Raw genomic sequence first — 26,439 nt, forward strand, 5'->3', positions numbered from 1 at the left:
CTCACGCCTTTCCGGCGGCCGGGTCGGGCCGCAGCAGTACCCACAGGAGGAAGGGGCCGCCGAGGACGCTGGTGACGACCCCGACGGGAAGCTCGACCGGAGCGGCGACGCGTCCGATCGCGTCGGCCGCGGCGATCAGCGCGGCTCCGGTCAGCGCCGAGCCGGTGACCGGGACACGGGTGGGGCCGGTCAGCCGCTGGGCGAGGATGGGCGCCGCGAGGGCCACGAAGGCGATGGGGCCGCCGACACCGACCGCCGTGCCGGCCAGCAGCACGGCGAGGACGAGCGCGACGGTACGTACCCGGCCCAGGTCGACGCCGAGGGAGGCGGCCACCTCGTCGCCGAGGCGCAGCAGTTGGAGGCGGTGCCCGGCCGCCAGCGCGAGGGGGACGAGGAACAGCAGTACGCCCCCCAGCGGTACACCGGCGTCCCAGTCACGCCCGTTGAGGCTGCCGACGGCCCAGAGGAACACTCCGCCCGCCGTGTTGTCGTTCTCGCGCGACATGATCAGGTCGCTCACCGCGCCGATGAAGGTGGAGACGCCGATCCCGGCGACCAGCAGCCGGTAGCCCGCGCTGCCCGCCCCTCCGGCGCACAGGACGACCAGAACGGCCGCGGCCACGGCGCCGATCGGCCCGAGCCACCAGTTGCCGACCATGCCGGTGGCGGACCCCGCGGCGGCCGCGACCACGGCGGCGGTGGCGCCCTCGTTGACGCCGACCAGGTCCGGTGTGGCGAGCCGGTTGCCGGCCAGGGTCTGGGTGAGGCAGCCCGCGATGCCGAGTGCGGCGCCGACCAGCAGACCGGTGAAGATGCGGGGCAGCCGGAAGTCGCGCACGATCATGACGGTGCCCGCGTCGCCCGTTCCGAGGAGTCCGGAGAGGGTCTGCGACAGGCTCATTCCGGACGAACTCGCCATCACCGCCAGGGTGATGAGGAGAGCCAGCAGGGGGAGGAGCAGCGCGGCGGCCAGCACGCTGCGCCTCGGCAGGAGCCAGGACAGCGTTCCGGTGCGGAGCACGACGCTGTCGGGCGGGGTCACGTCCGTCATGCGGGGACTGCCGCCATGGACAGTTGGGGTCACGTCAGTCATGCGGGAAGTCCCGCCGGGAGCAGCCTCGGTTACGTCCGTCATGCCGGGACTCCCGCCGTGGACAGCCGGGAGGAGCGGGCGATCCACACGAGCAGGGGGCCGCCGACGAAGGCGAGCAGCACGCTGACCGGGGTCTCCCAGGGCCGGATGACGATCCGCGCGAGGATGTCCGCGAGGATCATGATGTCGGCCGCGATCAGGGCGGACAGGACGAGACCGGCGGCCATCCGCGCTCCGGCCAGGGCCCGGGCGGCGTAGGGCGCGAAGAGTCCCAGGAAGGCGATGGGCCCGGCCACGGCGACGGCGCAGCCGGCGAGCAGCGAGACGGCGCCCGCCACGACGAGCCGGATGCGGCCGGGATGGTGGCCGAGCGAGCGGGCGCCGTCGTCCCCGAGGCCGAGCGCCGCCAGCGGGCGGGCGCAGCCGAGCGCGGTGAGCAGGCCCACCGCGATCAGCGGCAGGAGGGGCAGCAGGTCGGAGACCTCGATGCCGGCGAGCGAGCCGATCGTCCAGTAGCGGTAGGTGTCGAAGGTCGACTGAGTGCCCAGCAGGACGTACGAGGTGAGGCCGTGGAAGGTGGCGCCGAGCGCCGATCCGGCCAGGACGAGCCGCAGCGGGGATCCGCCGCCGCGCCCCGAAGCGGCGAACAGGAGGACGGCGGCGCTCGCGACCATGCCTCCGGCCAGCGCCCACACCAGCAGCGAGGCGGGTGAGTCAGCCCCGAAGAAGGTGAGACCCAGCACCACGGCGAAGGCGGCTCCGGAGTTGACCCCGAGCAGCCCCGTCTCGGCCAGGGGGTTGCGCGTCGCTGCCTGCAGGAGACATCCGGCCGTTCCCAGGCACGCTCCGACCAGGACCGCGGCGAGCGTGCGCGGCAGGCGTACGTCCACGACGGCCAGGCGCAGTTGCGCGTCCGCGCGGGCGGCGGGGTCACCGGTGAGGTAGTCCCAGGCGCCGCCCACCGAGCTGGACCCGGTGCCGATGAGCAGGGACAGCAGGACGAGGGCGGGCAGCAGGAGTACGAGACCGGTGGCCGCCCACAGGGGCGCGCGCCCTTCCCGTGGCGGGATTCCGGTGGGGCGGGACCCGGTTGCGGGCCGTCCCACTTGCACGATCGACATATGGTTAGCCTAACCTAAGTGCACCGGGCGGCCGGTGGGGAGCCCCGGGCTCCCCCATGCCCTGAAACGGCGTCAATCGCCTTGCCCGGTCCTCTTCGGTACGGCGGGATTCCCGCCCGTACCGGCCTCATCACTCGAACACAACGGAGACTCCAGGCCATGGCCCCGCTTTCGACCTTCTCTTCCCGCGGCCTCGTCCGCCCCGCTCTGGCGGCCTCGCTGATCGGCGTCTGCGCCCTGGCGCTGACCGCCTGCGGATCCTCCGAGGCATCGGAGGGCTCCGACGGCGCAGGCGCCTCCAAGGCCCCGAAGGGGACTCAGGTGACGGACGCGACCGGCACGTCGGTGAAGGTCCCCGCGACGCCGGAACGCGTGGTGGTCCTCAGCGAGATGGACCTGGACGCGGCTCTCGCGCTGGGCGTGAAGCCGGTGGGCCTGACCGCCGGCCGCGGCCAGAAGGGCGCCCCCGGCTACCTCGCCGGCCAGGCGAAGGGCATCCCCGTGGTGGGTGCGGTCACCGGCCCCGACATCGAAAAGGTCGTCCAGGCGAAGCCCGATGTGATCCTCGCCGGTCAGCTCGCCGACGCACAGGTCCTCCAGCAACTGCGCAAGATCGCGCCCACGGTCGTCACGATCGACGGCACCAAGGACTGGAAGAAGGCGCTCACCCTCACCGGCAAGGCACTCGGCCGCGCGAACAAGGCCGAGGCGTTCCTCACCGACTACGCCACCCGGGCCGCCGCCCTGAAGAAGGACCTGGGCGCACAGGCGGGCAAGAGCGTGTCCGTCGCCCGCTACTCGGCCAAGGGCTCGGCCGTCATGCAGCAGGGCGTGTTCATCAGCGACGTCCTCAAGGACCTGGACTTCACCCGTCCCGGCATCCAGAACGAGAAGGGGGAGGGCCACTCCACGCCGATCAGCGACGAGAACCTCAAGGAGATCGACGGGGACTGGCTCTTCATCGGCACCCTCACCTCCACCGGATCGGACCAGGCCCTCGTGGGTGAGCTGTCCGGGAAGCCGGCGTACAAGCAGCTCAAGGCGGTGAGCAGCGGTCAGTCGACCGTCATCGACGGCACCAAGTGGACGAGCCTGGGCGGTGCGCAGGCGGCCGTCTCGGTGCTCGACGACATCCGCAAGGCCATGGTCAAGTGAATCCCGTCCCGGAACTCGCCGGCCGGCTCGCCCTCGTGACGGGGGCGGGCCGCGGGATCGGCGAAGCCGTGGTGCACGCCCTCGTCGAACGCGGCGCCCGCGTCCTGGCCACCGACGTGGCCCCGGACGGCGTCACCGCACTCGCCGGAAAATACGCCGGGCACGTGACGGCCCGCACGCTCGACGTCACCGACGCCGCAGCCGTCGAGGCGCTCGTCGCGCAGGCCGAGGACACGCTCGGCCCGCTGGACATCGCGGTCAACGTCGCCGGAATACTGCGCAGTTCGTCGGTCGCCGAGCTGACGGACGAGGACTGGGCGGCCACGTTCGCCGTCAACACCAACGGGGTCTTCCACGTCTCGCGGGCCGTATCGCGCCGGATGGCCGCACGGGGAACGGGCAGCATCGTCACGGTCGCGTCCAACGCCGCGGGTATCCCCCGCACCAACATGGCCGCGTACGCGGCCTCGAAGGCGGCGGCCGTCATGTTCACCAAGTGTCTCGGCCTCGAACTGGCGCCGCTGGGCATCCGCTGCAACACCGTGTCCCCCGGTTCGACACTCACCGACATGCAGCGCGGCATGTGGCAGGCCGGCGACGAGGACGCCGCCGCCCGGCGCGTCATCGACGGGGACGGGGCGAGCTACCGCACCGGCATTCCGCTCGGCCGCATCGCCGACCCGTCCGACATCGCCGACGCCGTCGCCTTCCTCGTGTCCGACCGCGCCCGCCACATCACGCTGCACGACCTGTACGTCGACGGCGGCGCCACGCTGCGGGCCTGAATCACCCCCGCCCGCGACCAAGACAGCGGATCGCAACCCTCTCCCCCACTGGAGACCAGAAGACATGTCTGCCTCATTGCGTGTACCCACCGCCCCGCACCGGTCCGTCCCCCACACCTCCCCTCCCCCCTCACCCGGCGCGGCCACCGCACTGCTGGATGCCTACCGGCCCGGTACGGACCGCTTCCTCGCCTCGTCGCGGCAGACCCTGCTCGCCTCCGGCACCGCGGCCGAAGTCCCGCATGACGAACGGCCATTGGCGACCCGGGTACGCGAGGTGCTCGATGCCCGGCGCAGGGCCGGGGATCCTGCGCCGATGGTCCTGGGCGCGCTGCCCTTCTCCCCCGGTGACCCGCACTCCTTGGCGGTCCCGCAGTCCGTCCGCCGGGCATACGCCCTGTGCGAGGACCCGCTCATCGCGCTCCCCGGTCCCCCGGCGGAGCCCGGGACCTGGCAGACCCGGGAGGTTCCCGAGGCCGGCGCGTACAGTGCGGCGGTCGCCGCAGCGGTGCGGCGGATGCGCGCCGGGGAGTTCGACAAGGTCGTCCTCGCACGCACCCTGGAGCTGACCTCCTCGCACGACCTCGATCTGCCCGCCATGCTGCGCCGGCTCGCGCAGCGCGACCCCAAGGGCTACACCTTCGCCGTCCCCAGCGGGGCGGGCCGCACGCTGATAGGCGCCAGTCCCGAACTCCTGGTCGCCCGCGCCGGCAACGTACTCACCGCCAATCCGCTGGCGGGCTCCGCACCGCGCAGCGACGATCTGGCGGAGGACGTGCGGCGGGCGGCCGCGCTGCTGGAGTCCCCGAAGGACCTGCACGAACACGCCGTGGTCGTCGCCGCCGTGCGGGAGGCCCTCGCCCCGTTCTGCGTGCGCCTCGACGTCCCCGAGCGTCCCACGCTCGTACGGACCGCGGCCATGTGGCACCTGTCGACGACCGTCACCGGCACGCTCGCGGACCCCGGCACCACCTCCCTCGACCTCGCATCGGCGCTGCACCCCACGCCCGCGGTGTGCGGCACCCCGACCGAGAAGGCCCGTGCCGTCATCGCGGAGTCGGAGCCCTTCGACCGCGGCGCGTACACCGGCATGGTCGGCTGGCAGGACGCCGACGGGGACGGGGAGTGGGTCGTGACGATCCGCTGCGCCGAGGCCGAGGGCCGCTCGCTGCGGCTGTTCGCCGGTGCGGGCGTGGTGGCCGCCTCCTCGCCCGAGGCGGAGACCGCGGAGACCGGTGCCAAGTTCCGTACCTTCCTCGACGCCGTGGGGGCCACGCTGTGAACGCCGCCCCGCACGACGACGCACCCACCTGGCCCGCCGGTTTCGCCGAGCGCTACCGCGCGGCGGGGCACTGGCGCGGCGAGACGTTCACGGGCGTGCTCCGGGCGCGCGCCGCCGCCCACGGCGACCGCGTGGCGGTCGTCGATCCCGCGGACGGGCGCCGCTCCTGGACGTACGGCGAGCTGGACGAGCGCGCGGCCCGGCTGGCGGCGGGGTTCGCGGCCCGGGGCATCGCCAAGGGCGACCGGGTCGTCGTCCAGCTGCCGAACGTCGCGGAGTTCATCCAGGTCGTCTTCGCCCTCTTCCGGATCGGGGCGCTGCCCGTCTTCGCGCTGCCCGCCCACCGGGAGACGGAGATCGGCTACTTCTGCTCGTTCACCGAGGCCGTCGCCTACGTGATCCCCGACCGGCACGCCGGCTTCGACCACCGTGAGCTGGCGACGACGGTGAAGGCGCGGACTCCGGGCCTGGAGCACGTGTTCGTCGTCGGCGACCCGGGCGAGCACACCGCGCTGTCCGACGTGCCGTGCGAGGAGTCCGGCCCGCTCGCCGGGCCCGAGCCGCACGACCTGGCGTTCCTCCAGCTGTCGGGCGGCACGACCGGCGTCCCCAAACTCATTCCGCGCACCCACGACGACTACATCTACTCGCTGCGCGGCTCCAACGAGATCTGCGGCGTCGACGCGGACACCCGCTTCCTCGTGGTCCTGCCGGCCGCGCACAACTTCCCGATGAGTTCCCCCGGCTGGCTCGGTGCGCTGTACGCGGGCGGCACGGTCGTCCTGTGCCCGCGGCCCGATCCGGCGACGGCGTTCGCGCTCGTCGAGCAGGAGCGGATCACCATGACGGGGATGGTGCCGCCGCTGGCCCTGGTGTGGACCGAGGCCGCCGCGGACACCGGGCACGACCTTTCCAGTCTGGAGCTGGTCCTCGTCGGGGGCGCCAAGTACAGCGAGGCGGCGGCCCGCCGGCTGGAGCCCGCGCTTGGCTGCCGGCTCATGCAGGTCTTCGGGATGGCCGAGGGCCTCGTCAACTACACCCGGCTGGACGACGACCCGGAGACCGTGGTCACCACGCAGGGCCGGCCGATCTCCGAGGACGACGAGATCCGCATCATGGACGATGCCGGACAGGACGTCGCCGAGGGAGAGTTCGGGCATCTGTTGACCCGTGGCCCGTACACGATCCGCGGCTACTGGCGCGCCCCCGAACACAACCGGACGGCCTTCACCGAGGACGGCTTCTACCGCACGGGCGACATCGTGCGCCGTACCGCGAACGGCAGTCTCGTCGTCGAGGGGCGGGCGAAGGACCAGATCAACCGGGGCGGCGAGAAGGTCGCGCCGGAGGAGATCGAGAACATCATCCTCGCCCATCCGTCCGTGCACGACGTGTCGGTCGTCGGCGTCGCCGACGCGTTCCTGGGCGAGCGCACGCTCGCGTACGTGATCCTGCGCGACGGCGCCGGACCGCTCAGGCCCCTCGCGGTGAAGCGGCACGTGCGCGAGCGCGGAGTCGCCGCGTACAAGGTTCCCGACCTCGTCGAGTTCGTCGACGCCTTTCCGCAGACCGGAATCGGCAAGGTCAGCAAGAAGGGCCTGCGCACCGGAACCTCTCCCGGCTCGGGCGCCGCCACCGGCCCCGCGGCCTGAGCCGCCGACACCCCTGCCGAACAGCACCGAGTCCGCTCCGCGCGGCACTGAAAGGCCCCTCCCATGGCACTCCCCGCCATCACCCCCTATCCCCTGCCCCGCCCGGACGACCTCCCCGAGAACCGGGTCGCGTGGACCGTCGACCCGGCGCGCGCCGTCCTCCTCGTCCACGACCTCCAGAACCACTTCCTCGGCGCGTACCCCGCCGGTGAACAGCCGCTGACCGGCATGCTCGGCAACACGGCCCGCATCATCGAGGCGTGCCGCGCGGCCGGCGTGCCGGTGATCTACTCGGCGCAGCGCGGCGGTCAGACCGCCGAGGAGCGGGGGCTCCAGCTCGACTTCTGGGGCCCCGGCGCGGCCGACGACGCGGAGGCCCTCGCCATGCCGGAGTCCGTCGCACCGGCCGCCGGTGACACGGTGCTCACCAAGTGGAAGTACAGCGCCTTCGCCCGTACGGAACTGGAGTCCCTGATACGGGAGCCGGGCCGCGACCAGCTCGTGATCACCGGGGTGTACGCGCACATCGGGGTGCTCATGAGCGCGGCCGACGCGTGGATGCGGGACATCCAGGCGTTCGTGGTGGCCGACGCCGTCGCCGACTTCTCGCGCGAGGACCACGACATGGCGCTGCGCTGGGCGGCGGGCCGCTGTGCGGTCGTGACCACCACCGACGCCCTTCTGAAGGAGATCTGACACCGTGTCCCTCACCCTGGAACAGATCCGCACCGACGTCGCCGAGTCCCTGGGCGAGGACCCGGCGGACATCCCCGTCGACGAGAACCTCCTCGACTACGGGCTCGACTCGGTCCGCATCATGGCGCTGCTCGGCGGGTGGCGCCGTGACCACGGCGTGCGGGCCGACTTCGCGGATCTCGCCGAACAGCCCTCCGTCGAGGCCTGGGCCACGCTGCTGGGGGTCTCATGACGGTCCTGCTCCCCGACACCGTCGCCACCGCTGCTCCGGACGGATCCGGCACCGTACTGCCGTTGACGGCCGCCCAGTCGGGCATGTGGTACGCGCAGTCCCTCGACCCGCTCAGTCCCGCGCAGAACACCGCGGAGTGCCTGGAGATCGACGGACCGCTCGACCCGGACGTGTTCGCCGCGGCGCTGCGCCGGGTCATCGCCGAGACGGACGCGCTGCGCGTCCGGATCGAGGACGGGCCGAAGGGGCCTCGCCAGTTCGTCGCGGCGTCGGTGGGCCTGCCGCTCACCGTGCACGATCTCCGGGAGGCGCCCGATCCTGACCGGCAGGCGGAGGCGTGGATGCGCGCCGACCTCGGCGAACCCTGCGACCTGGGCGCCGGACCGTTGTTCCGGCACGCGCTCTTGCGCGTCGGAGAGGAACGCTGGCTCTGGTACCAGCGGATCCATCACCTCGTCATGGACGGCTTCGGCTACTCGCTGCTCGTGCGGCGCACAGCCGAGGTGTACACGGCGCTCGCCCGGGGCTTCGAGCCCGGGCCCCGTACGTTCGCAACGCTCACCGACCTCGTCGCGCAGGACGCCGACTACCGGTCGTCGGAGGCGTTCGCGGCGGACCGCGCCCACTGGTCCGAGGCCTTCGCCGACCGGCCCGAGGCGCCGCGTCTCGCGGGCCGGGGCGCACTGCCCTCGCGTACGTTCCTGCGCCGCACCGCCCACCTCGGTCCGGACGCCACGCAACGGGTCCGGGATCTCGCGACGCACCTGCGCGCGACCTGGCCGGAGGTGCTGATCGCCGCACAGGCCCTCTACACCGCTCGGGCCACCGCCCGCGCGGAGGTGGTGCTCGGGCTGCCCATGATGGGGCGAGTGGGATCGGTCGCCCTGCGCGTGCCGGGCATGGTGATGAACGTCCTGCCGCTGCGGCTGACCGTCTCCCCCGGCGCGAGCTTCGCGGAACTCGTGCGACAGGTCGTGCTGGGTGTCCGCGCGGTCCGCCGCCATCAGCGTTACCGCTACGAGGACATCCGCCGCGACCTGCGGCTGCTCGGCGAGAGCCGCGGCCTGGTCGGGCCCCTCGTGAACGTGATGCCCTTCGACTACGACGTGGACTTCGCGGGCGCGCCGGCCCGGGCCCGCAATCTGTCCGCGGGGCCGGTGGACGATCTGACGGTCAACATCTACGACCGCGCGGACGGCCGCGGGCTGCGCGTCGACCACGACGGAAATCCGGCCCTGTACGACGAGGGCGCACTCGCCGCCCACCAGGAGCGGTTCCTGCACCTCGTGGAACGGCTGACCTCGGCGGACCCGCACACCTCGCTGTCCGCGCACGGGATCGCGACACCCGCCGAACAGGCCCTGGTGGTCGAGGAGTTCAACCGGACGGTCCGCGCGCTGCCGCCGACGACACTGATCGGCCCGATCGAGGCGCAGGCCGCCCGCACCCCGGACGCGACCGCGCTCGTGTACGGGGACGTCTCGCTCACGTACGCGCAGCTGAACACCCGTGCCAACCGCCTGGCCCGGCACCTGCGGACGCTCGGCGCCCGGCCGGGGGCCGTGGTGGCGGTGGCGGTTCCGCGCTCCGTGGAGCTGATCGTCTCGCTGCTCGCCGTACTGAAGGCGGGAGCCGCGTATCTGCCGCTCGACCCGGAGTACCCGGCGGAGCGGATCACGTACATGCTGCGGGACGCGGCGCCCGTCTGTGTGGTCACCGACCGTGCGGACCGCCTCGCCGACGACGCGGGGACGGCGCGGGTCGTCCTGGACGGCCTCGACGTCTCCGGGTACCCGTGGTGCGACCCGTCGCGCCCGCTGACGCCCGCACATCCGGCGTACGTCATCTACACCTCGGGATCCACCGGCCGCCCCAAGGGTGTCGTCGTGTCGCACGGCGCGATCGACAACCGGCTGCGGTGGATGCAGGACGCCTACGGGCTGACGGCGGACGACCGGGTGCTGCAGAAGACGCCCTCGTCGTTCGACGTGTCCGTGTGGGAGTTCTTCTGGCCGCTGCGCGAGGGCGCGGCGCTGGTCGTCGCGGAGCCGGGCGGCCACAAGGACCCCGCCTATCTGGCCCGGCTGATCCGCGAACAGGCCGTCACCACCTGTCACTTCGTGCCCTCGATGCTCCAGGTCTTCCTCGCGGAGGCGGACCCCGGGGCGTGCGGCGGGCTGCGCCGCGTTTTCTGCAGCGGGGAGGCGCTGCCCCGGGAGACCGCGCACGCCTTCGGCCGCGGGCTGCCGCACGTCGAGCTGCACAATCTGTACGGCCCGACGGAAGCGGCCGTGGACGTCAGCTTCCACGCGTGCGCCGCACACGACACCGGGCCCGTGCCGATCGGGCAGCCCGTGTGGAACACCCGGCTGTACGTACTGGACGCCGCGCTGCGGCCCTGTCCGCCGGGGGTGCCGGGCGAGCTGTACCTCGCGGGCCGGCAGCTCGCGGACGGTTATCTGAACCGCCCGGACCTGACCGCCTCGCGATTCCTCGCCGATCCCTTCGGTGCCCCGGGGCAGCGGATGTACCGCACGGGTGACCTGGCCCGCTGGACCGAGCGGGGCGAGGTCGAGTACCTCGGCCGCACGGACCACCAGGTCAAACTGCGCGGGCAGCGCATCGAGCTCGGTGAGATCGAGGCCGCGCTGGCGGCCGTGGCGCAGGTGGACGGGGCCTGCGCCCTGGTGCGCGAGGACCGGCCCGGCGAGCAGCGGCTCGTCGGGTACGTGACGGGATCCGCCGACCCCTCGGCCGTACGGGCCGCACTGGCGCGCCGACTCCCGGAACACATGGTGCCGTCGGCGGTGGTCGCGCTCGACGCCTTCCCGCTGAGCCCCAGCGGAAAGCTGGACCGCCGCGAACTGCCCGCCCCCGTCTTCGCCGGCGGCGGCGGTGACCGGCCGATGAGTGTCCGTGAGGAGGCCCTGGCGCTGCTGTTCGCGGAGGTGCTCGGAGCGGACTCGGTGGGACCCGACGACGCGTTCTTCGACCTCGGCGGCACCTCGCTGCTCGCGGTCCGGCTCGTGGCCCGGGTGCGGGAGGAGTTCGGCGCCGAGCTGACGATCGGTTCGCTGTTCGAGGCGTCGACCCCGGCGGCGCTCGCCGCCCGGATCGACGGCGCGGGTACGGAGCCCGCGTCCGGGGACGCTCTGGATGTCGTGTTGCGGCTGCGCGGGGGGAGCGCGCGGGCCCCGCTGTTCGCCATCCATCCGGCGGGCGGCATCGCCTGGTGCTACGCCGGGCTGGCCGCCCGGCTGGGCCCCGATCAGCCGGTGTACGGCATCCAGGCACGCGGCCTGGTCCGCGAGGAACCGTTGCCGAGGACCCTGGAGGACGAGGCGGCCGACTACGTCCAGCGCATCCGGGAGGTGCAGGGGCAGGGCCCGTACCGTCTGCTGGGCTGGTCGGTGGGCGGGGTGCTCGCGCACACCGTGGCGGTGCTGCTCCAGGAGAGCGGCGAGGAGGTCGAACTCCTGGCGCTGCTGGACGCGTTCCCCGCCGAGCAGTGGCGGGAGCGGCCGGCGCCGGAGGAGGGCGACGCCCTCACGGCGGTGCTGCGCATGGCGGGATTCGAGCGCACCGGCGAACGCACCCGTGAGGACGTGCTGGCCACGCTGCGCCGGGCGGGCAGTCCTCTCGCCGGGCTCGGGGACCGGACACTGTCGAAGATCGTCGACATCGTGCCCAACCACGCCCGCATGATGCGTGAGCACATACACCGGGGCTACGCGGGCGACCTGCTGTTCTTCACCGCGGCCGCGCCGCGGGCGGAGGACTGGCTCACCCGCGAGGCATGGCGCGCGCATGTGTCGGGCGCGGTCGTGAACCACAATCTGGACGCCACGCACCCGCAGTTGATGCAGGACCGCTTCCTCGACACCATCGGCGAGGTGCTCGCGGCCCGGCTGAAGGAACTGGACGATTGACCGTTCCGGTTCCCCGCTGACCGGCGCCCTCCGCCGGTCAGCGGGGGCGGCGGCCGGCCCCTCCGCCGGTCAGCTGGAGGCGGCGGCCCGGGACAGCAGACCGACCAGGCCGTCCGCCAGCTCCGTACGCCAGCAGAGGTAGTCGTGCCCGCCGTTGAACTCCCGGTAGACGGCGTCCTCGTAGCCCGCGGACGCGAGCGTGTCGCGCAGTCGGCGCGCAGCGGGCAGGGCCACCCATTCCTGCTCGCCGAAGGAGAGCCAGAAGCGCACCGGCAGGCGTGGGGACTCGGCGATCCGCGCGGTGAGCCATTCGGCGTCCGGGCCGTCCGGCCACCAGAACGAGCCGGACTGCGCCAGGGCGTTGCCGAAGCGGCCGGGAGCGACGAGGGCGGCATAGGCGGCGGTGAGCCCGCCCAGGCTCTGGCCCGCGACGACGGTGCGCGCGGGGTCGTCCGTGACGGGGAGACGTGCGGCGGCCCAGGGCAGCAGTTCGTCCTCGAGGAACGCGACGAAGTCCCGGCTGCAGGCGAGGTCCGACCAGCGGGTGGCCACGTCGACGGAGTCCGGGAGCAGGGCCACCAGCGGGGGGATCCGCCCGTCGGCGATGAGGTTGTCCAGCAGATGGGCGAGTCCGAGGTGCGGCTGCCAGTGCTCTCCGTCCAGAAGGACGAGCACCGGCAGGTCCGTCGCCCCGCGCGCTCCGGCCGGCTGGTACGTCCACACGCGGCGGCTCCCGCCGAGGCGTTCGGAGGCAACGTCGTGGACGGACACCTCGCCGCGGGGGATTCCCGTCCGCGGCGCCCAGTCCCGAGCGCTCGGGGCGGCCGGGAGTTCGGCGTACGACACCGGGTCGCCGCCCCAGCGACGGGGCAGCGAACGGCGGTTCAGCGGATCGTGACGCCGCCGGGCGCGCAGCCGCTGCCAGTAGTCGGCGCTCTCCGGTCCGGGGCCGTCGCCCTCGTCGACGTAGAAGTCGTACGTGCCCCGCCAGTCGTGCCGCAGTCTCAGCGTCCAGTGCCACACATCGGTGCCCGCAACATGCTCCATCAGGTTGCCCTCGGGGGCCCGGGGGTCGCCGAGCTTGTTGGGCAGCACCTGAACGGCACGGGTGCCGGGGGCTCCGCGCCAGAGGAACGTCACGGCGGCATGGTCGTCGCCGCCCAGGGGGTCCGGCCCGACGAGCGGGGTGCCGGATTGGGCGATCCGGGCCCAGAACTCCTCGGTGCCGTCCGCGCCGGGGAGGGCGCAGACGGGTTCGGCGAGTCGGGCCGGCGGATCCGGCCGTGCCGTCCTGGGCGGTCGCTGCGGGGCGTCCTGGGGCGGCACGGACGTGATCATGGGGAGGCTCCGAATGACGGGACGAGCAATTGACTTAGGGTCACCTTACCTTTGCGGCTGCCGAGCCAGGGGCGGCGTAATCCGGATCACACACCTGAAAGGCCGTTACTTAGGTAAGGCTAAGCTAAGTTGTGTTGCAGATGTGCGGATCCCCGTGCACCACCTTCAGGGAGTTGACCCCAGCATGAGCTCACCCACCCGCAGCCCGCGTCGCACCGGCACCTGTGCGGCCGTCGCCGTCGTGCTCGCCGCAGGCAGCACCGCGGCACTGACGGGCACCGCGACCGCCCAGGCCCGGCCGGCCGTTTCGGCCGTCACCACCGCGCCGGTCACCAAGGGGCTCTACCAGTCCTCCTACTCGGAGCGGAACCACGTCCTGTGGACCGCCTCCGCTGTGGGCCGGCCGCCGGTGACGAACTCCGCGCTGACGAAGGTGGACCCGCGGACCCTCGAGGTGAAGGCCACCTACGCACCGCCGGTCACCGACCCGGCCACCGGCGCGGTGGAGGCGGTCTACGGGGTGGCGGTCGACGACGAGCACAACACCGTCTGGACCACCAACACCCGCAACAACTCGGTCGCCGTCTACAGCCAGCGCACCGGCGAGCACCTCGCCACGCTCCCTGGCGTGAACCACGCCCGTGAGATCGTCGTCGACGAGCGCCACAACACCGTGTGGGCGAGCGCGTTCGGTGACGGCACGCTCGTCGCCTTCGACAGCCGCACCCTCAAGGAGAAGAAGCGGGTCACCGTCACGGGTGCGGGCCCCACCGGTCTGGCCGTCGACGAGCGCTCCGGCACCGTGTACGCCGCCGACCTCACCAACGACCAGATCATCCAGGTCGCCGCGCGCTCCACCACCCCGCGCCTCATCCCCGCGGGCGACGGCCCGATATCGGTTGCCCTGTCCAGGGACGGCCGCACCGCCTACACCGCCAACCAGACCGGCGGGGACGTGTCGGTCGTGGACCTCCGCAAGGGCCTCGTCACCAAGTCCGTGGCCACCGGCCGGGGTCCGCTGTCCGTCGCCACGGACGGCCGCTCGGGCCGCGTGCTCGTCGTCAACCGCACGGACGCCACCGTCTCGGTCGTCGACCCCCGCAAGGGCGGCGTCGTGGAGACCGTGGCCACCGGCGCCAACCCCAACCACATCGAGGTCGCCGGCGACATCGCGTACGTCGTCGACAAGTCCGGCGCGGGCGCCGACGGCAAGGACCAGCTGCACCGCATCCGCCTCGCACGCTGACCTCTCGGCACCCGCCGAAAAGGGCCCGGCCCGCCGCGTCGCGCGGCGGGCCGGGTCCTTTTCGGCGGCCCACCCGGCGGTCACATACCGGCGCTCCAGGGCAGCAGGTCCGGGCGCTTGGCGGTGCGTCCGTCTCCCGACGACCGGCCGCGCAGGCGGCGTCCCAGCCAGGGGCCGAGGAAAGCCGCTGCCCAGCGCAGTTCGGCACCTGCGGCCTGCAGGCCGCTGGGCAGCACTTTGGCCGGGAGCGGGTGCGTCCACGTGTCGTCGCTCCGCGGCAGACCGATGGCCTCGGCGACGGCCGCGGCGATCCGCGCGTGGCCGAGAGAGCTCGCGTGGAGCCGGTCGACGCTCCACAGGCGTGGGTCGGTGGCGACGGCGTGAAGGGCGATCTCGGCGATCACGACGCCGTGGCGGGCGGCCGCGGCCCGGATGAGGGTGTTGAGCTCCGACACCCGGGATCTCACAGGCCGGGCGAGGGGCGCGATCTTCCCCACGTCGGGGATGGTCAACGTCGCCACCTGTGCCCCGGCGGCCGTGAGCGCGGCGAACATCTCCTCCAGTTGCCCGGCCACCTCCGCGACGTCGACCCGCGGCCGGAGCAAGTCGTTGACCCCGGCGACGACGGTGGCCAGATCGGGCCGCAGGGCCAGCGCGGGGCCCAGCTGCTCGGCGCGGACCTGTCCGGCGACCCGTCCCCGTACCGCCAGATTGGCGTACTGGAGACCCGGGTTGACGGTGGCGAGGTGCTCGGCGAGCCGGTCGGCCCAGCCTCGCAGGCCGATGATGTCGTCCCCGTCACCGATCCCTTCGGTCTGGCTGTCACCCAGGGCGACGTAACGCAGGTATTCACCCTTCCGCACGAGTCGACTGCCTCTCCCTCAGCACTGCCGCGATCCGCAGGCACCAGTCCCGGTGTTCCTTCTCGAAGGCCACGCCGCGCAGGCACGTCAGATAGGGACCGATCCGGTCGCCGTGGCGCAGGAACTCGTCCTCGTCCGCGTCCCCCCGCATCCTGCGCAGCAGGTCGTCGAGGAGCCCGATCTTCGCGTCCGCCGCGGCCACGCGCTCGTCGAGCTGTTCGATGACCTGAGCGGTGCCGATGCGGTCGGCGGACTGGACCTTGACCAGCAGGTCGTCGCGGATGAACGACGGCTTGGACGGGGCCGCGGCGAACTTCTCCAGCTCGTCGCGGCCGGCGTCGGTGACCTGGAAGACACGTTTGTTGGGCCGGGTCTCCTGGATCACCTGCCGGCCCTCCACCAGGCCTTCCTTCTCCAGCTTGGCCAGCTCGGTGTACAGCTGCTGGGGCAGGGCGTGCCAGAAGTTCGCGACGCCGACGTCGAACGCCTTCGCCAGTTGATACCCGCTGTACTCGCCGTCCAGCAGCGCCGCCAGCACGGCATGTCGCAGGGCCATCGAAGCAGCCCCCTCCCTCTTCTCGCCGGAACCCCGCGGCACCGGCCACGTGGCATCGTACTCAAGAATATGACTACTCAACTCTTTGAGTACACGACGGGAGGCGGACGGGGGCCGGGACTACGGCTCCGCGGGCGTCACTCCGCGGATGTCACTGGGTGACTTCCGTAGGGGCGCGTGATGATTTCCATGCCGTGGCCTGCGGGATCCAGGAAGTAGAGTCCCCGTCCGCCGTGGTGGTGGTTGATCTCGCCCGGCTGCTCGAGGTGCGGATCGGCGTAGTAGGTGATCCCCTCCGCCCGGATGCGCCGCAGCGCGTCATCGAAGTCGGCGTCGCCGATGAGGAAGGCGTAGTGCTGCGGGGTGATCGATTCGGCCGGAATGGTGGCGAAGTCCAGCGTGACGCCGTTGCTCAGCGAGACCGGGATGAACGGGCCCCACGCCGTGCCGACTTCGAGATCCAGAAGACGGGCCAGGAACTCGGCGGATTCCCGGTTGGACCGGGCGTGGACGATGGTGTGATTCAGTTCGACGGGCAAGTGGAATGCCTCCGAAGGCATCTCCCGGACACCTCCATGCCTCACCCAGCCGGTGACCGACACGCGATGTCCGCCTGCGAGCATAGGAGCGATGCCGTCCGGCTGTCGAGCGGTTTCGGGCCGGTGTCTCACGGCCGCGGCAGCACCACGGCGCCCCCGGCCTCCGTCTGACAGCGTGACCGGCTGGGCCGGCCGGCCCAGCCGGTTCGCGACCCCTGGCCACCACGGGAAGCCTGCCGACAACAAGAAATCCCCGGTCCACAATTGCGGACCGGGGATTCTCCCGAGTATATTGAGTGTTTCTGTGCGCTCACAGAAAAGGCCCCACAACGGGGGCCACTAAGAAACACCATATCCGTCAGGGAGCAATGTTGTCAACTCGGGAAAGCGCCGAATTGCAGATGGAGCAGGAATTCATCGACCGGCTCTACGACCGTGTCGACGCGCTGCGCGGGGTCGCGGCTCGGCGCGTCGAGGACGCGCTGACGCCGGTCGGGACCGGTCTGCAGGCGCGCTTGGAGCGCGATGTGCTCGTCTCCGAACGCTCGGGACTGCTGGCCGCCCTGAACGCGGTGGACGGCTCTCTGTGTTTCGGCCGCATCGATCTCACCGACGGCGCCGCGCACCACATCGGCCGCATCGGAATCCGTGAGGACGACGCCGCGCATACGCCGTTGCTGATCGACTGGCGTGCGCCGGTCGCCCGCCCCTTCTACCTCGCCACCGGCCACACGCCCATGGGGCTGCGGCGGCGCCGGCACCTCACCACCGAGGGCCGCACCGTCACCGAGCTGCACGACGAGACCCTCGACGTGGGCGACCATGAGCGCACCGGCTTCGAGGACCCGGCCGGCGACACGGTGCTGCTCGCCGCCGTGAACTCCGCCCGCACCGGTCGCATGGGCGACATCGTGCGCACCATCCAGGCGGAACAGGACCGCATCATCCGTGCCCCGCACCGCAGCGTGCTCGTCGTCGAGGGCGGTCCCGGCACCGGCAAGACGGCGGTGGCGCTGCACCGCGCGGCGTTCCTGCTGTACGAGCACCGCGAGCTGCTCGCCAAGCGCGCCGTCCTGATCGTGGGCCCCAACCCGGCCTTCCTGAGCTACATCGGCGAGGTGCTGCCCGCGCTGGGCGAGACCGGCGTGCTGCTCGCCACCCAGGCCGAGCTGTTCCCCGGGGTCCACGCCGACGGCACGGACACGCCTCGCGCCGCCGCGGTCAAGGGCGGTGAGCCGATGGCGGAGGCGCTCGCCATGGCCGTGCGCGACCGGCAGCTGCTGCCGGAGCCCGGTGCACCGCTGGTCATCGCGCACGACGACGGGGACCTGATCCTCGACTGGGAGATCGCCTACGAGGCCCGGCAGGCGGCCCGCGACACCCTGCTGCCCCACAATCTCGCCCGCCCGCACTTCGCGTTCCGGATCATCGACGCCCTCACCGCGCAGCTCACCGAGCGCATCGGGGCCGACCCGTACGGCGGCCCCAACTTCCTGGGCCCCGACGACATCGCCCAGCTCGGCAAGGCGGTCGCCGTCAGCGCGGCGGTGCACGGCGCCATCGACGAGCTGTGGCCGCCGCTCACCCCGCAGGGGTTCCTCGGTGACTACCTGGCCGACCCCGTGTACGTACCGGCCGAGGACGCCGAGGCGATCCGGCGCGCACCCGGCGACGGGCGCTGGACACCCGCCGACGTGCCGCTGCTCGACGAGGCGGCGGAGCTGCTCGGGGCCGACGACAGCGCCGAGCGTGCGGCGGAGGAGGCCGAGCGCCAGGAGCGGATCGCGTACGCGCAGGGCGTGCTGGAGCTGTCCAGGGGCTCGGAGTCGTTCGAGTTCGAGGACGAGGAGTCCGAGGTGCTCGCCGCCCACGACATCGTCGACGCGGAGCGGATGGCGGAGCGGCACGAGGAGGCCGATCACCGCAGTGCGGCCGAGCGTGCCGCCGCCGACCGCACCTGGGCGTTCGGGCACATCATCGTCGACGAGGCGCAGGAGCTGTCGCCGATGGCGTGGAGACTGCTGATGCGCCGCTCGCCGACCCGGTCGATGACCCTGGTCGGCGACCCCGCGCAGACCTCGGAGGAGGCCGGCGTCGGTTCGTGGGAGAAGATCCTTCAGCCGTACGTCGGTGACCGCTTCGACCATGTCGCGCTGAAGGTCAACTACCGTACGCCCGCGGAGATCATGGAGCTGGCCGCCAGGGTGCTGCGCGCCCACGACCCCTCGTTCGAGCCGCCCGCCTCGGTGCGGTCGACGGGCGAGGCGCCGTGGCTGCGGGCGTCCGGTGACGACCTGGCGGGCGCGGTGGCCCGCGCGGTCGTGGAGCTGACGCCCGAGGAGGGGCGCCTCGCGGTGATCGCGCCGCGGGCGCTCCACGACGAGATCGCCGCTCCCCTGACCGGAGTCACGGCCGGCGCCGAGCCGGATCTGACCCACCCGGTGGTACTGCTCGATCCGCGGCAGGCGAAGGGTCTCGAGTTCGACCATGTGCTGGTCGTGGAGCCCGCGCTGTTCGGGACCAGTGATCTGTACGTGGCGCTGACCCGGGCCACACAGCGTCTGGGCGTCATCCACCGGGAGGAGCTGCCCGAGGCGCTGCGCTGAGCCCGTCCGGCCGCGCCGTGCGCTACCCCTGGCTTCCGGCCTCACGCCGGAGCTGCGCCGTGAGGTGGTGCCGCAGCCGGTGGCCGACTGCCGCGAGGTCGTGGACGAAGTCGAGCGTGCCGTCGTCCGCCAGGGTGTACCGACGGCGGCTTGCCTCGACGTCCTTGGCGGTGGGGGTGGCCGCGACCTGGTGGGTGGTGAGGTCGACCGCGCCGTCGTCCGCGCGGCCGGTCAGGATCTCCGCGATGCCGGTGGGCTGGGTGATCAGCGCCTCCACCCGGCCCTCGGGCTGCATCCGCCACCAGCCGCTCTCCCGCGCGGCCGGCCGCAGGGGAAGCCCGTCCGCGTCCAGCAGCCAGGCGCGCGCCTCGTAGTGGAGGAAGGGCCGCCCGTCATGGCTGAAGGTGACCTTCTGCGCGTACGTGAAGTCCTCGGCGAGGGTCGGATACCCGCCGCGGCCCCGGCCGGTCCAGCTGCCCAGGAACCCGAGCAGCGGCTCCAGCAACGGGTGCGGCGCGGGGGCCTCGTCCGGCCGGAAGGCGTCGGGGTACGGGGGTGTGCTTGCGGGATCGGACATGAGGTGAACTCCTGGATCGGGACCGGGGGCCGGGTCCGGTTGGCAGCCTAAGGCCGGGGCGGCGGGCCGCCGCCCCGCGACACAGGTCCGGGCCGGCCCCGTGGAGAGGCCGGCCCGGACGCACCGTCAGACGAGGTCGAACCGGTCCAGGTTCATGACCTTGTCCCACGCGGCGACGAAGTCCTTCACGAACTTCTCCTTCGCGTCATCGCTCGCGTAGACCTCCGCGACCGCACGCAGTTCGGAGTTCGAGCCGAAGACGAGGTCGGCGCGGGTACCGGTCCACCTGACCTCACCCGTGGCGGCGTCGCGACCCTCGAACGTGCTCGCGTCGTCGGACGTCGCCTTCCACGTCGTGCCCAGGTCGAGCAGATTGACGAAGAAGTCGTTGGTCAGGGATCCGGGCGTGTCGGTGAGAACCCCGAGCGACGACTGCTGGTAATTGGCGCCCAGGACCCGCAGACCGCCGACGAGCACGGTCAGCTCGGGGGCGCTGAGGGTCAGCAGGTTCGCCCGGTCGAGCAGCAGGTACTCGGCGGGCAGCCGGTTGCCCTTGCCGAGGTAGTTGCGGAATCCGTCCGCGGACGGCTCCAGCTCCACGAACGACTCCACGTCGGTCTGGTCCTGCGACGCGTCGACGCGGCCCGGCGTGAACGGGACCTCGATGTCGAAGCCGCCGTCCGCGGCGGCCTTCTCGACGGCTGCGGCGCCGGCGAGCACGATGAGGTCGGCGAGCGAGACCTGCTTCCCGCCCTGCTGGGCGGAGTTGAAGGACTCCTGGATCTCCTGGAGCGTACGCAGCACCTTCGCCAGCAGGTCCGGGTCGTTGACCTCCCAGCCGTTCTGCGGTTCGAGGCGGATGCGTGCGCCGTTGGCGCCGCCGCGCTTGTCGCTGCCGCGGAAGGACGAGGCGGACGCCCACGCCGTGGAGACCAGTTCGGACACCGACAGGTCCGAGGTGAGGATCCGCGCCTTGAGGGAGGCGATGTCTCCCGCGTCGATGAGCTCGTGCGTCCGGGCGGGCAGCGGGTCCTGCCACACCAGGACCTCCTGGGGAACCTCCGGACCGAGGTAGCGTACGACCGGGCCCATGTCGCGGTGCGTCAGCTTGAACCACGCGCGGGCGAAGGCGTCGGCGAACTGGTCGGGGTTCTGGTGGAAGCGCCGCGAGATCTCCTCGTACGCCGGGTCGAACCGGAGCGAGAGGTCGGTCGTCAGCATCGTCGGCGCGTGGGTCTTCGACGGGTCGTGCGCGTCGGGGACGGTGCCCGCACCGGCGCCGTCCTTCGGCCGCCACTGGTGGGCGCCCGCCGGGCTCTTGAACAGCTCCCACTCATAGCCGAACAGGATGTCGAAGAAGCTGTTGTCCCAGGTGGTCGGGGTGTCCGTCCAGATGCCCTCCAGACCGCTGGTGATCGTGTCGGCGCCCTTGCCGGTGCCGTACGTGCTCCGCCAGCCGAGACCCTGCTGCTCCAGCGGGGCCGCCTCGGGGTCGGGCCCGACACTGTCCGCCGGGCCGGCTCCGTGGGTCTTGCCGAAGGTGTGGCCGCCGGCGATCAGGGCGACCGTCTCCTCGTCGTTCATCGCCATGCGGCGGAACGTCTCGCGGATGTCGCGGGCCGCGGCGATCGGGTCCGGAGTGCCGTTGGGGCCCTCGGGGTTGACGTAGATGAGGCCCATCTGCACCGCGCCGAGGGGGTTCTCGAGCTCGCGGTCGCCTGTGTAGCGCTCGTCGCCCAGCCAGGTGGTCTCGGGGCCCCAGTAGACGTCCTCGTCGGGCTCCCACACATCCGCGCGGCCGCCGCCGAAGCCGAAGGTCTTGAAGCCCATCGTCTCCAGGGCGACATTGCCGGTCAGGACGATGAGGTCGGCCCAGGAGAGGTTCTTGCCGTACTTCTTCTTGACCGGCCACAGCAGCCGGCGGGCCTTGTCGAGGCTCGCGTTGTCCGGCCAGCTGTTGAGCGGCGCGAAGCGCTGCTGACCGGCCCCGGCGCCGCCGCGGCCGTCGCTGATCCGGTAGGTGCCGGCGCTGTGCCAGGCCATCCGGACCATGAACGGGCCGTAGTTGCCGAAGTCGGCGGGCCACCAGTCCTGCGACGTCGTCAGCACCTCGGCGATGTCGCGCTTCACGGCCGGGAGATCGAGGCTCTTGAACGCCTCGGCGTAGTCGAACTCCTCACCCAGCGGGTTGGCCACGGCGGGGTTCTTGGCGAGGATCTTCAGGTTGAGCCGCTCCGGCCACCACTGGCGGTTCCCGCCGCCCTGGGTGGGGTGCGGCGCGCGACCGTGCGCGACCGGGCAGCCACCGGTCTCCTCTGCCTTCGGGTCGGTGACGATCGCGTCGTGGTTCTCAGTCATGACAATCCTTCCGGACGGGGCGGATCACGGTGCTGAGGAACTGCGGACGGCGGGAAGGCCGGGGCCGGATGCCGGGGCGAGCGGCCCCGTCTCCTGAAGTCACGAACTTTCCCGCACTGCTGTCCTGTCCCTTGGCTGTCGACCGGAACCGATCCTACGATGGACATAGTCCAAGTCAATACGAACGACAGGCATGTACCGCGCCATTCGTCGGACAACGCACAGTAAGGCTGGTGGGCATGAGTGACCTGCTGCAACGGCTTCGCGCACGTGGCTGGCGGATGACAGCTCAACGCCGGGTGGTCGCCGAGGTACTCGCCGGCGAACACGTCCACTTCACCGCGGACGAGGTCCTCGCACGCGCCACCTCCCGGCTGCCGGAGATATCCCGCGCCACCGTCTACAACACCCTCGGTGATCTCGTCTCGCTCGGCGAGGTCATCGAGGTGACCACCGACGGCCGCGCCAAGCGCTACGACCCGAACGCCCACCACCCTCACCAGCATCTGGTGTGCTCCGGCTGCGGCACCATCCGGGACGTCCACCCCAGCGGCGACCTTCTCGCGGAGCTGCCGGAGTCCGAACGGTTCGGCTTCACCGTCTCGGAGGCCGAGGTGACCTACCGGGGCCTGTGCCCGGACTGCGGACCTGCCTGACCGGAGCGTACGGGCGGCCGTCCCGGCGTAGGCTTCGCTGACCATGAACGCGGCGGGGGCGGAGCGCATGACGGGTGAGTCGGCAACGAGGTGGGCATCGGCCCTGGATTCTGTCGTGGTGTACGCGCAGGGCGCGGTGTGCAGCCGGCTGGCCCGCGGCGGCGTGCCGTCCGACGGCCGGGTACGGGTGACGGGGTTGCCCCGTTCCCTTGACCCGGGCTCGTTGCGGGTCCGGGTCCTGGGCGCCCCGGGGGTGCGGGTCACCGAGGCCCGGGTGGAAGTCGAGGCCGCGCTGCCCGGCACCGACTCCACGGACACGTTGCGGCGCGACTACGAGCGGCTGCTCGACGTGTACGAGGCGGCGCTGGGGCGCCGGGACCGGCAGCTGCTCGTGATCGAGGAGGTCAGGACCCTTCACCCGGTCCCGCCGCCCCGCAAGCGCGACGACCCGCACCGCCGCACCCCGGCCGACGCGTGGCTGGAGCTCGCCGGCTTCGTCGACGAGCGGCTGACGGGACTGCACGGCCGGCTCGTCGAGCTGGAGGAGGCGGTACGCGACGCCGAGCACGCCCTCACGGTGGCCGCGGACCGGCTGGAGCGCGGTTCCACCGACGCGCCGTCCGCGCACGTGGAGACCACGGTCTGCGCGGCCCTGACCCTCGACGGCGCCGCCGACGCGGGCGGCGAGGTGGAACTGGAGCTCGAGTACGGGGTGCCGGGCGCCGTCTGGGTGCCTGCGTACCGCCTCGGCCACCGCCAGGGCGACGACAGCGGGCACCTGGTGCTGCGCGCCTCGGTCGCCCAGCGGACCGGCGAGGACTGGACCGGCGTACGTATCGCCCTGGCCACCGCCGATCTGCGGCGCCGCACCGACCTGCCGAGGCTCCGCTCGGTCCGGATCGGACGCAGCCAGCCCCTCCCCGCGCCGTCCGGCTGGCGTGAACCCCCGGCCGGGCTCGTCGGCCTGTTCTCCGGGTACGACGCGGCAGGCCCCGGCCCGGACCGTTCGCCCGGGCCCGTGGCAGCCGGCGGCCCGCCCATGGGCGGCGCAGGCGCATCCGCGTCAAGGGCCGTCCCGTTGCCGCCACCACCGGCGCCGCAGGCTTACGGCGGTCCTCCGCCGCCCCCGGGTTACGGCGCTCCCCCGGAGGCCCTCGGCGGCGGGGTGCCCGCCCCCGCGGCACCGGCCGGGGCACGACCGCGCAGCAGATCGCGTTCCGGATCCGTCGCGAACGCCCCCGCGCCCCCCGCTCCCGGCATGGCCGCGCCGCCGTCCCCTCCGGCTCCGGCAGCCGGTCCGCCGCAGCCGAGCAGCGCCGAGCTCGATTACGCCGCCCTCGCTCTCTGCGGCCCGGAGGAGGAGGGCGATCGCAGGGGCCGGCTGTTCCCCGGCTCCCCGTCCGACCCGGTGGCGGCCGAGTACCGGCGGCGCGCCGAAACGGTGGCCTTCCTGCCGCTGCCGGGGCAGGCCGTGCGGCCCCGCGAGTCGGCCGGTTCCTTCGACCACCGCTTCGATGCCGCGGCCCGCGCCGACATCCCGTCGGACGGCAACTGGCACACCGTCACCGTCGGCGAGATCCCGGTCGGCCTGCGGACCGAGTACCTCTGCGTGCCGTCCGTGGAGCAGACCGTGTACGCCACGCTGGTGCTCTCCAACGCCACGGACCAGGCATTGCTCGCCGGTCCGGTGGAGGTCAGCGTCGACGACGCGTTCCTGCTGACCGCCGCGCTGCCCACACTGGCACCCGGCCAGGTCCGCCGGGTGGGGCTGGGGCCGGCCGAGGGCATCCGCGTGACGCGCCGTACGCACCTGAACGAGTCGACCTCCGGTCTGCGCAACAACACCACCGTGCTCGACCACCGTGTCCATGTGGAACTCGCCAACCGCCTGTCCGTGCCGGTCACGGTGGAGGTCCGCGAACGGGTACCTGTCACCTCCGAACCGGATGTCAGGATCGAGGAGCGGGCCGACTGGACGGCGCCCGAGGAGGGCGCCGGACCCGATCGGCACGCCCCGGGCACCCGGGTCTGGCGACTGGACCTGCCCGCCGGCGCCACCGCCGCTCTCGACGGCGGCTACGAAGTCCGTATCCCGGCCGGCAAGGCCCTGGCCGGCGGAAACCGCAGGAGCTGACACCCCTCATGTCCACGGCCACGAAGCCGATCGCCCTCCCCGTCACCGCCGTCACGTGCCTCGAGGACCGCGCCCACGTCGAGCGCACCGCCGTGCTCGATCTGGAGGCCGGGGTCCAGCGGCTGCGCCTGGGACCGGTCAGTGCGCTGGCCGTCGACCGGACGCTCCATGCCGAGCTGACCTCCGGACACCCCGCGACCGTGCTCGACGTGCGGATCGTCCGCACCTGGATGCCGCGCGAGCCGTCACCGCCCACGGAGGACGACTCCGTACTGCGCCATCGTGTGCACGCCCTCGAGGAGGAGCAACGGTCCCTGGGACAGCGACGCGACCGGCTGAAGACCCGCCTCGACCTGCTGGGCCATCTCGCCACCGACCTGCTGCGCGAGATCGGCGAGGGCGCCGGATTCGGGGAGACGGAGCTGTCCCGCTGGTCCCGCGAGCTCGACCGTGCGGACGCCGAGCGTGACACCCATGCCGAGCAACTGCGCGTGGTAAAGGCCCGGCTGATCGCTGTCGGCGCCGAACTCGCCGACCTCCAGCGGGCTCTGTCCCTCGCGGAGGAAGAACCGGCCGAGCTGGTCGGTCACATCGAGCTGACGGTACGGGCCTCGGCCGCCGGAACCGTCGGGCTGCGCCTCAGCCACCTCACCCCGTGCGCGCTGTGGCGGCCCGCCTACCGGGCGGTGCTCGACGGCGACGCCCTGACGCTGGAGACCGACGCGATGGTCTGGCAGCGCACCGGTGAGGACTGGTCGCACGTACGGCTGACGCTGTCGACGGCCCGCTCGGCGGCGGCCACCGAGCCGCCACGGCTGGACGAGGACCGGCTGACGCTCAGGGACCGCTCGGCACAGGAGCGCCGCACGGTCGACGTCGAACTGCGCGAGGAGGAGACCGGGACCCTCGGGCCGGCCCCGGTGCTCGGCCTGCCCGGGGTGGACGACGGGGGCGAGGCGCGGGTCCTGATGGCCCCCGCCCCGGTCTCGATCCCCTGTGACGGCCGCGCCCACCGGGTGGCGGTCTCCGCCTTCACCACCGCCGCACCGAGCGAGTACGCGTGCTCGCCGGAGCTGTCCCCCCTGGTCACCCAGGTCGTGCGGTTCGACAACCGGTCCGGCCATGCACTGCTCGCCGGGCCGGTGGACCTCATCCGCGGCAGTGGCTTCGGCGGCCGGGGCATGCTGGACTTCGCCGCCCCGGGCGCCCCCGTCGAGCTGGCCTTCGGCAGCCGCGACGACTACCGGGTGGTCCGCTACACCGAGGAGTCCCGCGCCTCCGCGGGAATCACCCAGCGGAGCGTTCTCACCCGCACGGTCCGGCTGCACCTGTCCCGCTTCTCCGCCCCGGGCGAGCACGGCGACCGGGTGGTCACCCTCCGGGAGCGCATCCCCGTCCCCGAGGTCGCGGAGGTGACCGTACGCCTGCACAAGGACGCCTGCTCCCCGGCGCCGGACGCGGTGGACGCCGAGGGCATCGTCCGCTGGGACGTCACGCTCCCGCCGGGCGGCCGTCGCACGGTCACGCTGGTGTACGAGCTGTCGGCGAGCGGCAAGGTCACCGGTCTCTGAGGCGAACGGAGTCACACGGAAGCCGGCCCGCACCGACACTCACCGGCGGC

Annotated in this window: 20 protein-coding genes; 12 read left to right on the plus strand and 8 right to left on the minus strand. The window is 72.6% G+C overall.

All coding sequences use genetic code 11. The annotated features are described in order from the left end of the window. Position 1: 1 nt before the first annotated feature. Together ABTX18_RS33095 and ABTX18_RS33100 are read right to left on the minus strand one after the other, a co-directional pair. Entirely contained in the window at positions 2-1,051 is a 1,050-nt protein-coding gene (locus ABTX18_RS33095; protein WP_352126504.1) for a FecCD family ABC transporter permease, read from the minus strand. An 80-nt stretch (positions 1,052-1,131) separates the two neighbouring features. Then, entirely contained in the window at positions 1,132-2,214 is a 1,083-nt protein-coding gene (locus ABTX18_RS33100; protein WP_352126505.1) for a FecCD family ABC transporter permease, read from the minus strand. A 159-nt stretch (positions 2,215-2,373) separates the two neighbouring features. On the opposite strand from ABTX18_RS33100, the gene ABTX18_RS33105 reads away from it, so the two are divergent. From ABTX18_RS33105 to ABTX18_RS33135, 7 genes are all read left to right on the plus strand, one after another. After that, the gene (locus ABTX18_RS33105; protein ID WP_352126506.1) at positions 2,374-3,369 is read left to right on the plus strand and encodes an ABC transporter substrate-binding protein; all 996 of its coding nucleotides are present in this window, start codon (positions 2,374-2,376) and stop codon (positions 3,367-3,369) included. Beyond that, positions 3,366-4,154 (plus strand): 2,3-dihydro-2,3-dihydroxybenzoate dehydrogenase, encoded by a 789-nt coding sequence (locus tag ABTX18_RS33110; protein WP_352126507.1) that lies wholly within the window; start codon positions 3,366-3,368, stop codon positions 4,152-4,154. The genes ABTX18_RS33105 and ABTX18_RS33110 overlap by 4 nt, the downstream gene beginning before the upstream one ends. A gap of 64 nt (positions 4,155-4,218) precedes the next feature. Continuing rightward, positions 4,219-5,436, plus strand: a complete 1,218-nt coding sequence (locus tag ABTX18_RS33115; protein WP_352126508.1) for an isochorismate synthase — start codon at positions 4,219-4,221, stop codon at positions 5,434-5,436. Continuing rightward, a complete protein-coding gene (locus tag ABTX18_RS33120) occupies positions 5,433-7,088 on the plus strand; it encodes a (2,3-dihydroxybenzoyl)adenylate synthase (protein WP_352126509.1) in 1,656 nt (551 codons plus the stop codon). The genes ABTX18_RS33115 and ABTX18_RS33120 overlap by 4 nt, the downstream gene beginning before the upstream one ends. A gap of 63 nt (positions 7,089-7,151) precedes the next feature. Then, positions 7,152-7,784: an isochorismatase family protein gene (locus ABTX18_RS33125; RefSeq protein WP_352126510.1), complete on the plus strand. Its 633-nt coding sequence runs from the start codon at positions 7,152-7,154 to the stop codon at positions 7,782-7,784. Between the two features lie 4 nt (positions 7,785-7,788). Beyond that, the gene (locus tag ABTX18_RS33130; RefSeq protein ID WP_352126511.1) at positions 7,789-8,016 is read left to right on the plus strand and encodes a phosphopantetheine-binding protein; all 228 of its coding nucleotides are present in this window, start codon (positions 7,789-7,791) and stop codon (positions 8,014-8,016) included. Further along, a complete protein-coding gene (locus ABTX18_RS33135) occupies positions 8,013-11,945 on the plus strand; it encodes a non-ribosomal peptide synthetase (RefSeq protein WP_352126512.1) in 3,933 nt (1,310 codons plus the stop codon). The genes ABTX18_RS33130 and ABTX18_RS33135 overlap by 4 nt, the downstream gene beginning before the upstream one ends. 69 nt (positions 11,946-12,014) lie before the next feature. Here ABTX18_RS33135 and fes read toward each other — a convergent pair whose 3' ends face one another. Further along, complete coding sequence (gene fes, locus ABTX18_RS33140) at positions 12,015-13,283, minus strand: enterochelin esterase (protein ID WP_352126513.1); 1,269 nt, start codon at positions 13,281-13,283, stop codon at positions 12,015-12,017. A 184-nt stretch (positions 13,284-13,467) separates the two neighbouring features. Here fes and ABTX18_RS33145 point away from each other — a divergent pair, with 184 nt between their 5' ends. Beyond that, complete coding sequence (locus ABTX18_RS33145; RefSeq protein ID WP_352126514.1) at positions 13,468-14,529, plus strand: YncE family protein; 1,062 nt, start codon at positions 13,468-13,470, stop codon at positions 14,527-14,529. 80 nt (positions 14,530-14,609) lie between these two features. Here the strand turns inward: ABTX18_RS33145 and ABTX18_RS33150 are convergent, their stop codons facing one another. The 3 genes from ABTX18_RS33150 to ABTX18_RS33160 all read right to left on the minus strand — a co-directional run bounded on the left by ABTX18_RS33150 (position 14,610) and on the right by ABTX18_RS33160 (position 16,487). Then, the gene (locus ABTX18_RS33150; protein ID WP_352126515.1) at positions 14,610-15,392 is read right to left on the minus strand and encodes an SGNH/GDSL hydrolase family protein; all 783 of its coding nucleotides are present in this window, start codon (positions 15,390-15,392) and stop codon (positions 14,610-14,612) included. After that, positions 15,379-15,948 carry a PadR family transcriptional regulator gene (locus ABTX18_RS33155; RefSeq protein ID WP_352126516.1) on the minus strand — a complete coding sequence of 190 codons (570 nt, stop codon included), beginning with the start codon at positions 15,946-15,948 and terminating at the stop codon, positions 15,379-15,381. Before ABTX18_RS33155 ends, ABTX18_RS33150 begins: the two co-directional genes overlap by 14 nt. Positions 15,949-16,085: 137 nt before the next feature. Continuing rightward, entirely contained in the window at positions 16,086-16,487 is a 402-nt protein-coding gene (locus tag ABTX18_RS33160; protein ID WP_352126581.1) for a VOC family protein, read from the minus strand. Between the two features lie 395 nt (positions 16,488-16,882). Between ABTX18_RS33160 and ABTX18_RS33165 the strand changes: the two genes are divergently transcribed. Beyond that, entirely contained in the window at positions 16,883-19,093 is a 2,211-nt protein-coding gene (locus tag ABTX18_RS33165; protein WP_352126582.1) for a HelD family protein, read from the plus strand. 22 nt (positions 19,094-19,115) lie between these two features. Here ABTX18_RS33165 and ABTX18_RS33170 read toward each other — a convergent pair whose 3' ends face one another. Both ABTX18_RS33170 and katG read right to left on the minus strand, forming a co-directional pair. Next, a complete protein-coding gene (locus ABTX18_RS33170) occupies positions 19,116-19,670 on the minus strand; it encodes a nitrobindin family protein (RefSeq protein ID WP_352126517.1) in 555 nt (184 codons plus the stop codon). A gap of 126 nt (positions 19,671-19,796) precedes the next feature. Next, complete coding sequence (gene katG / locus ABTX18_RS33175) at positions 19,797-22,028, minus strand: catalase/peroxidase HPI (protein ID WP_352126518.1); 2,232 nt, start codon at positions 22,026-22,028, stop codon at positions 19,797-19,799. 239 nt (positions 22,029-22,267) lie between these two features. Between katG and ABTX18_RS33180 the strand changes: the two genes are divergently transcribed. From ABTX18_RS33180 to ABTX18_RS33190, 3 genes are all read left to right on the plus strand, one after another. After that, positions 22,268-22,684: a Fur family transcriptional regulator gene (locus tag ABTX18_RS33180; RefSeq protein WP_352126519.1), complete on the plus strand. Its 417-nt coding sequence runs from the start codon at positions 22,268-22,270 to the stop codon at positions 22,682-22,684. A gap of 67 nt (positions 22,685-22,751) precedes the next feature. After that, on the plus strand, positions 22,752-24,818 hold the full coding sequence (locus tag ABTX18_RS33185; RefSeq protein WP_352126583.1) for a DUF4139 domain-containing protein: 2,067 nt from the start codon (positions 22,752-22,754) through the stop codon (positions 24,816-24,818). 8 nt (positions 24,819-24,826) lie between these two features. Further along, a complete protein-coding gene (locus ABTX18_RS33190) occupies positions 24,827-26,389 on the plus strand; it encodes a mucoidy inhibitor MuiA family protein (protein ID WP_352126520.1) in 1,563 nt (520 codons plus the stop codon). Positions 26,390-26,439: the final 50 nt, after the last annotated feature.

Source organism: Streptomyces sp. NPDC096323 (genome assembly GCF_040302845.1).
Taxonomy (GTDB): domain Bacteria; phylum Actinomycetota; class Actinomycetes; order Streptomycetales; family Streptomycetaceae; genus Streptomyces.

Bases quoted from the DNA above. Each gene is read 5' to 3' on its own strand.
- ABTX18_RS33155 (WP_352126516.1), bottom strand. From the start codon at position 15,948: ATGGCCCTGCGACATGCCGTGCTGGCGGCGCTGCTGGACGGCGAGTAC.
- ABTX18_RS33145 (WP_352126514.1), top strand. From the start codon at position 13,468: ATGAGCTCACCCACCCGCAGCCCGCGTCGCACCGGCACCTGTGCGGCC.
- ABTX18_RS33125 (WP_352126510.1), top strand. From the start codon at position 7,152: ATGGCACTCCCCGCCATCACCCCCTATCCCCTGCCCCGCCCGGACGAC.
- ABTX18_RS33100 (WP_352126505.1), bottom strand. From the start codon at position 2,214: ATGTCGATCGTGCAAGTGGGACGGCCCGCAACCGGGTCCCGCCCCACC.
- ABTX18_RS33185 (WP_352126583.1), top strand. From the start codon at position 22,752: ATGACGGGTGAGTCGGCAACGAGGTGGGCATCGGCCCTGGATTCTGTC.
- ABTX18_RS33180 (WP_352126519.1), top strand. From the start codon at position 22,268: ATGAGTGACCTGCTGCAACGGCTTCGCGCACGTGGCTGGCGGATGACA.
- katG (WP_352126518.1), bottom strand. From the start codon at position 22,028: ATGACTGAGAACCACGACGCGATCGTCACCGACCCGAAGGCAGAGGAG.
- ABTX18_RS33115 (WP_352126508.1), top strand. From the start codon at position 4,219: ATGTCTGCCTCATTGCGTGTACCCACCGCCCCGCACCGGTCCGTCCCC.
- ABTX18_RS33190 (WP_352126520.1), top strand. From the start codon at position 24,827: ATGTCCACGGCCACGAAGCCGATCGCCCTCCCCGTCACCGCCGTCACG.
- ABTX18_RS33135 (WP_352126512.1), top strand. From the start codon at position 8,013: ATGACGGTCCTGCTCCCCGACACCGTCGCCACCGCTGCTCCGGACGGA.
- fes (WP_352126513.1), bottom strand. From the start codon at position 13,283: ATGATCACGTCCGTGCCGCCCCAGGACGCCCCGCAGCGACCGCCCAGG.
- ABTX18_RS33105 (WP_352126506.1), top strand. From the start codon at position 2,374: ATGGCCCCGCTTTCGACCTTCTCTTCCCGCGGCCTCGTCCGCCCCGCT.
- ABTX18_RS33095 (WP_352126504.1), bottom strand. From the start codon at position 1,051: ATGACGGACGTGACCCCGCCCGACAGCGTCGTGCTCCGCACCGGAACG.
- ABTX18_RS33170 (WP_352126517.1), bottom strand. From the start codon at position 19,670: ATGTCCGATCCCGCAAGCACACCCCCGTACCCCGACGCCTTCCGGCCG.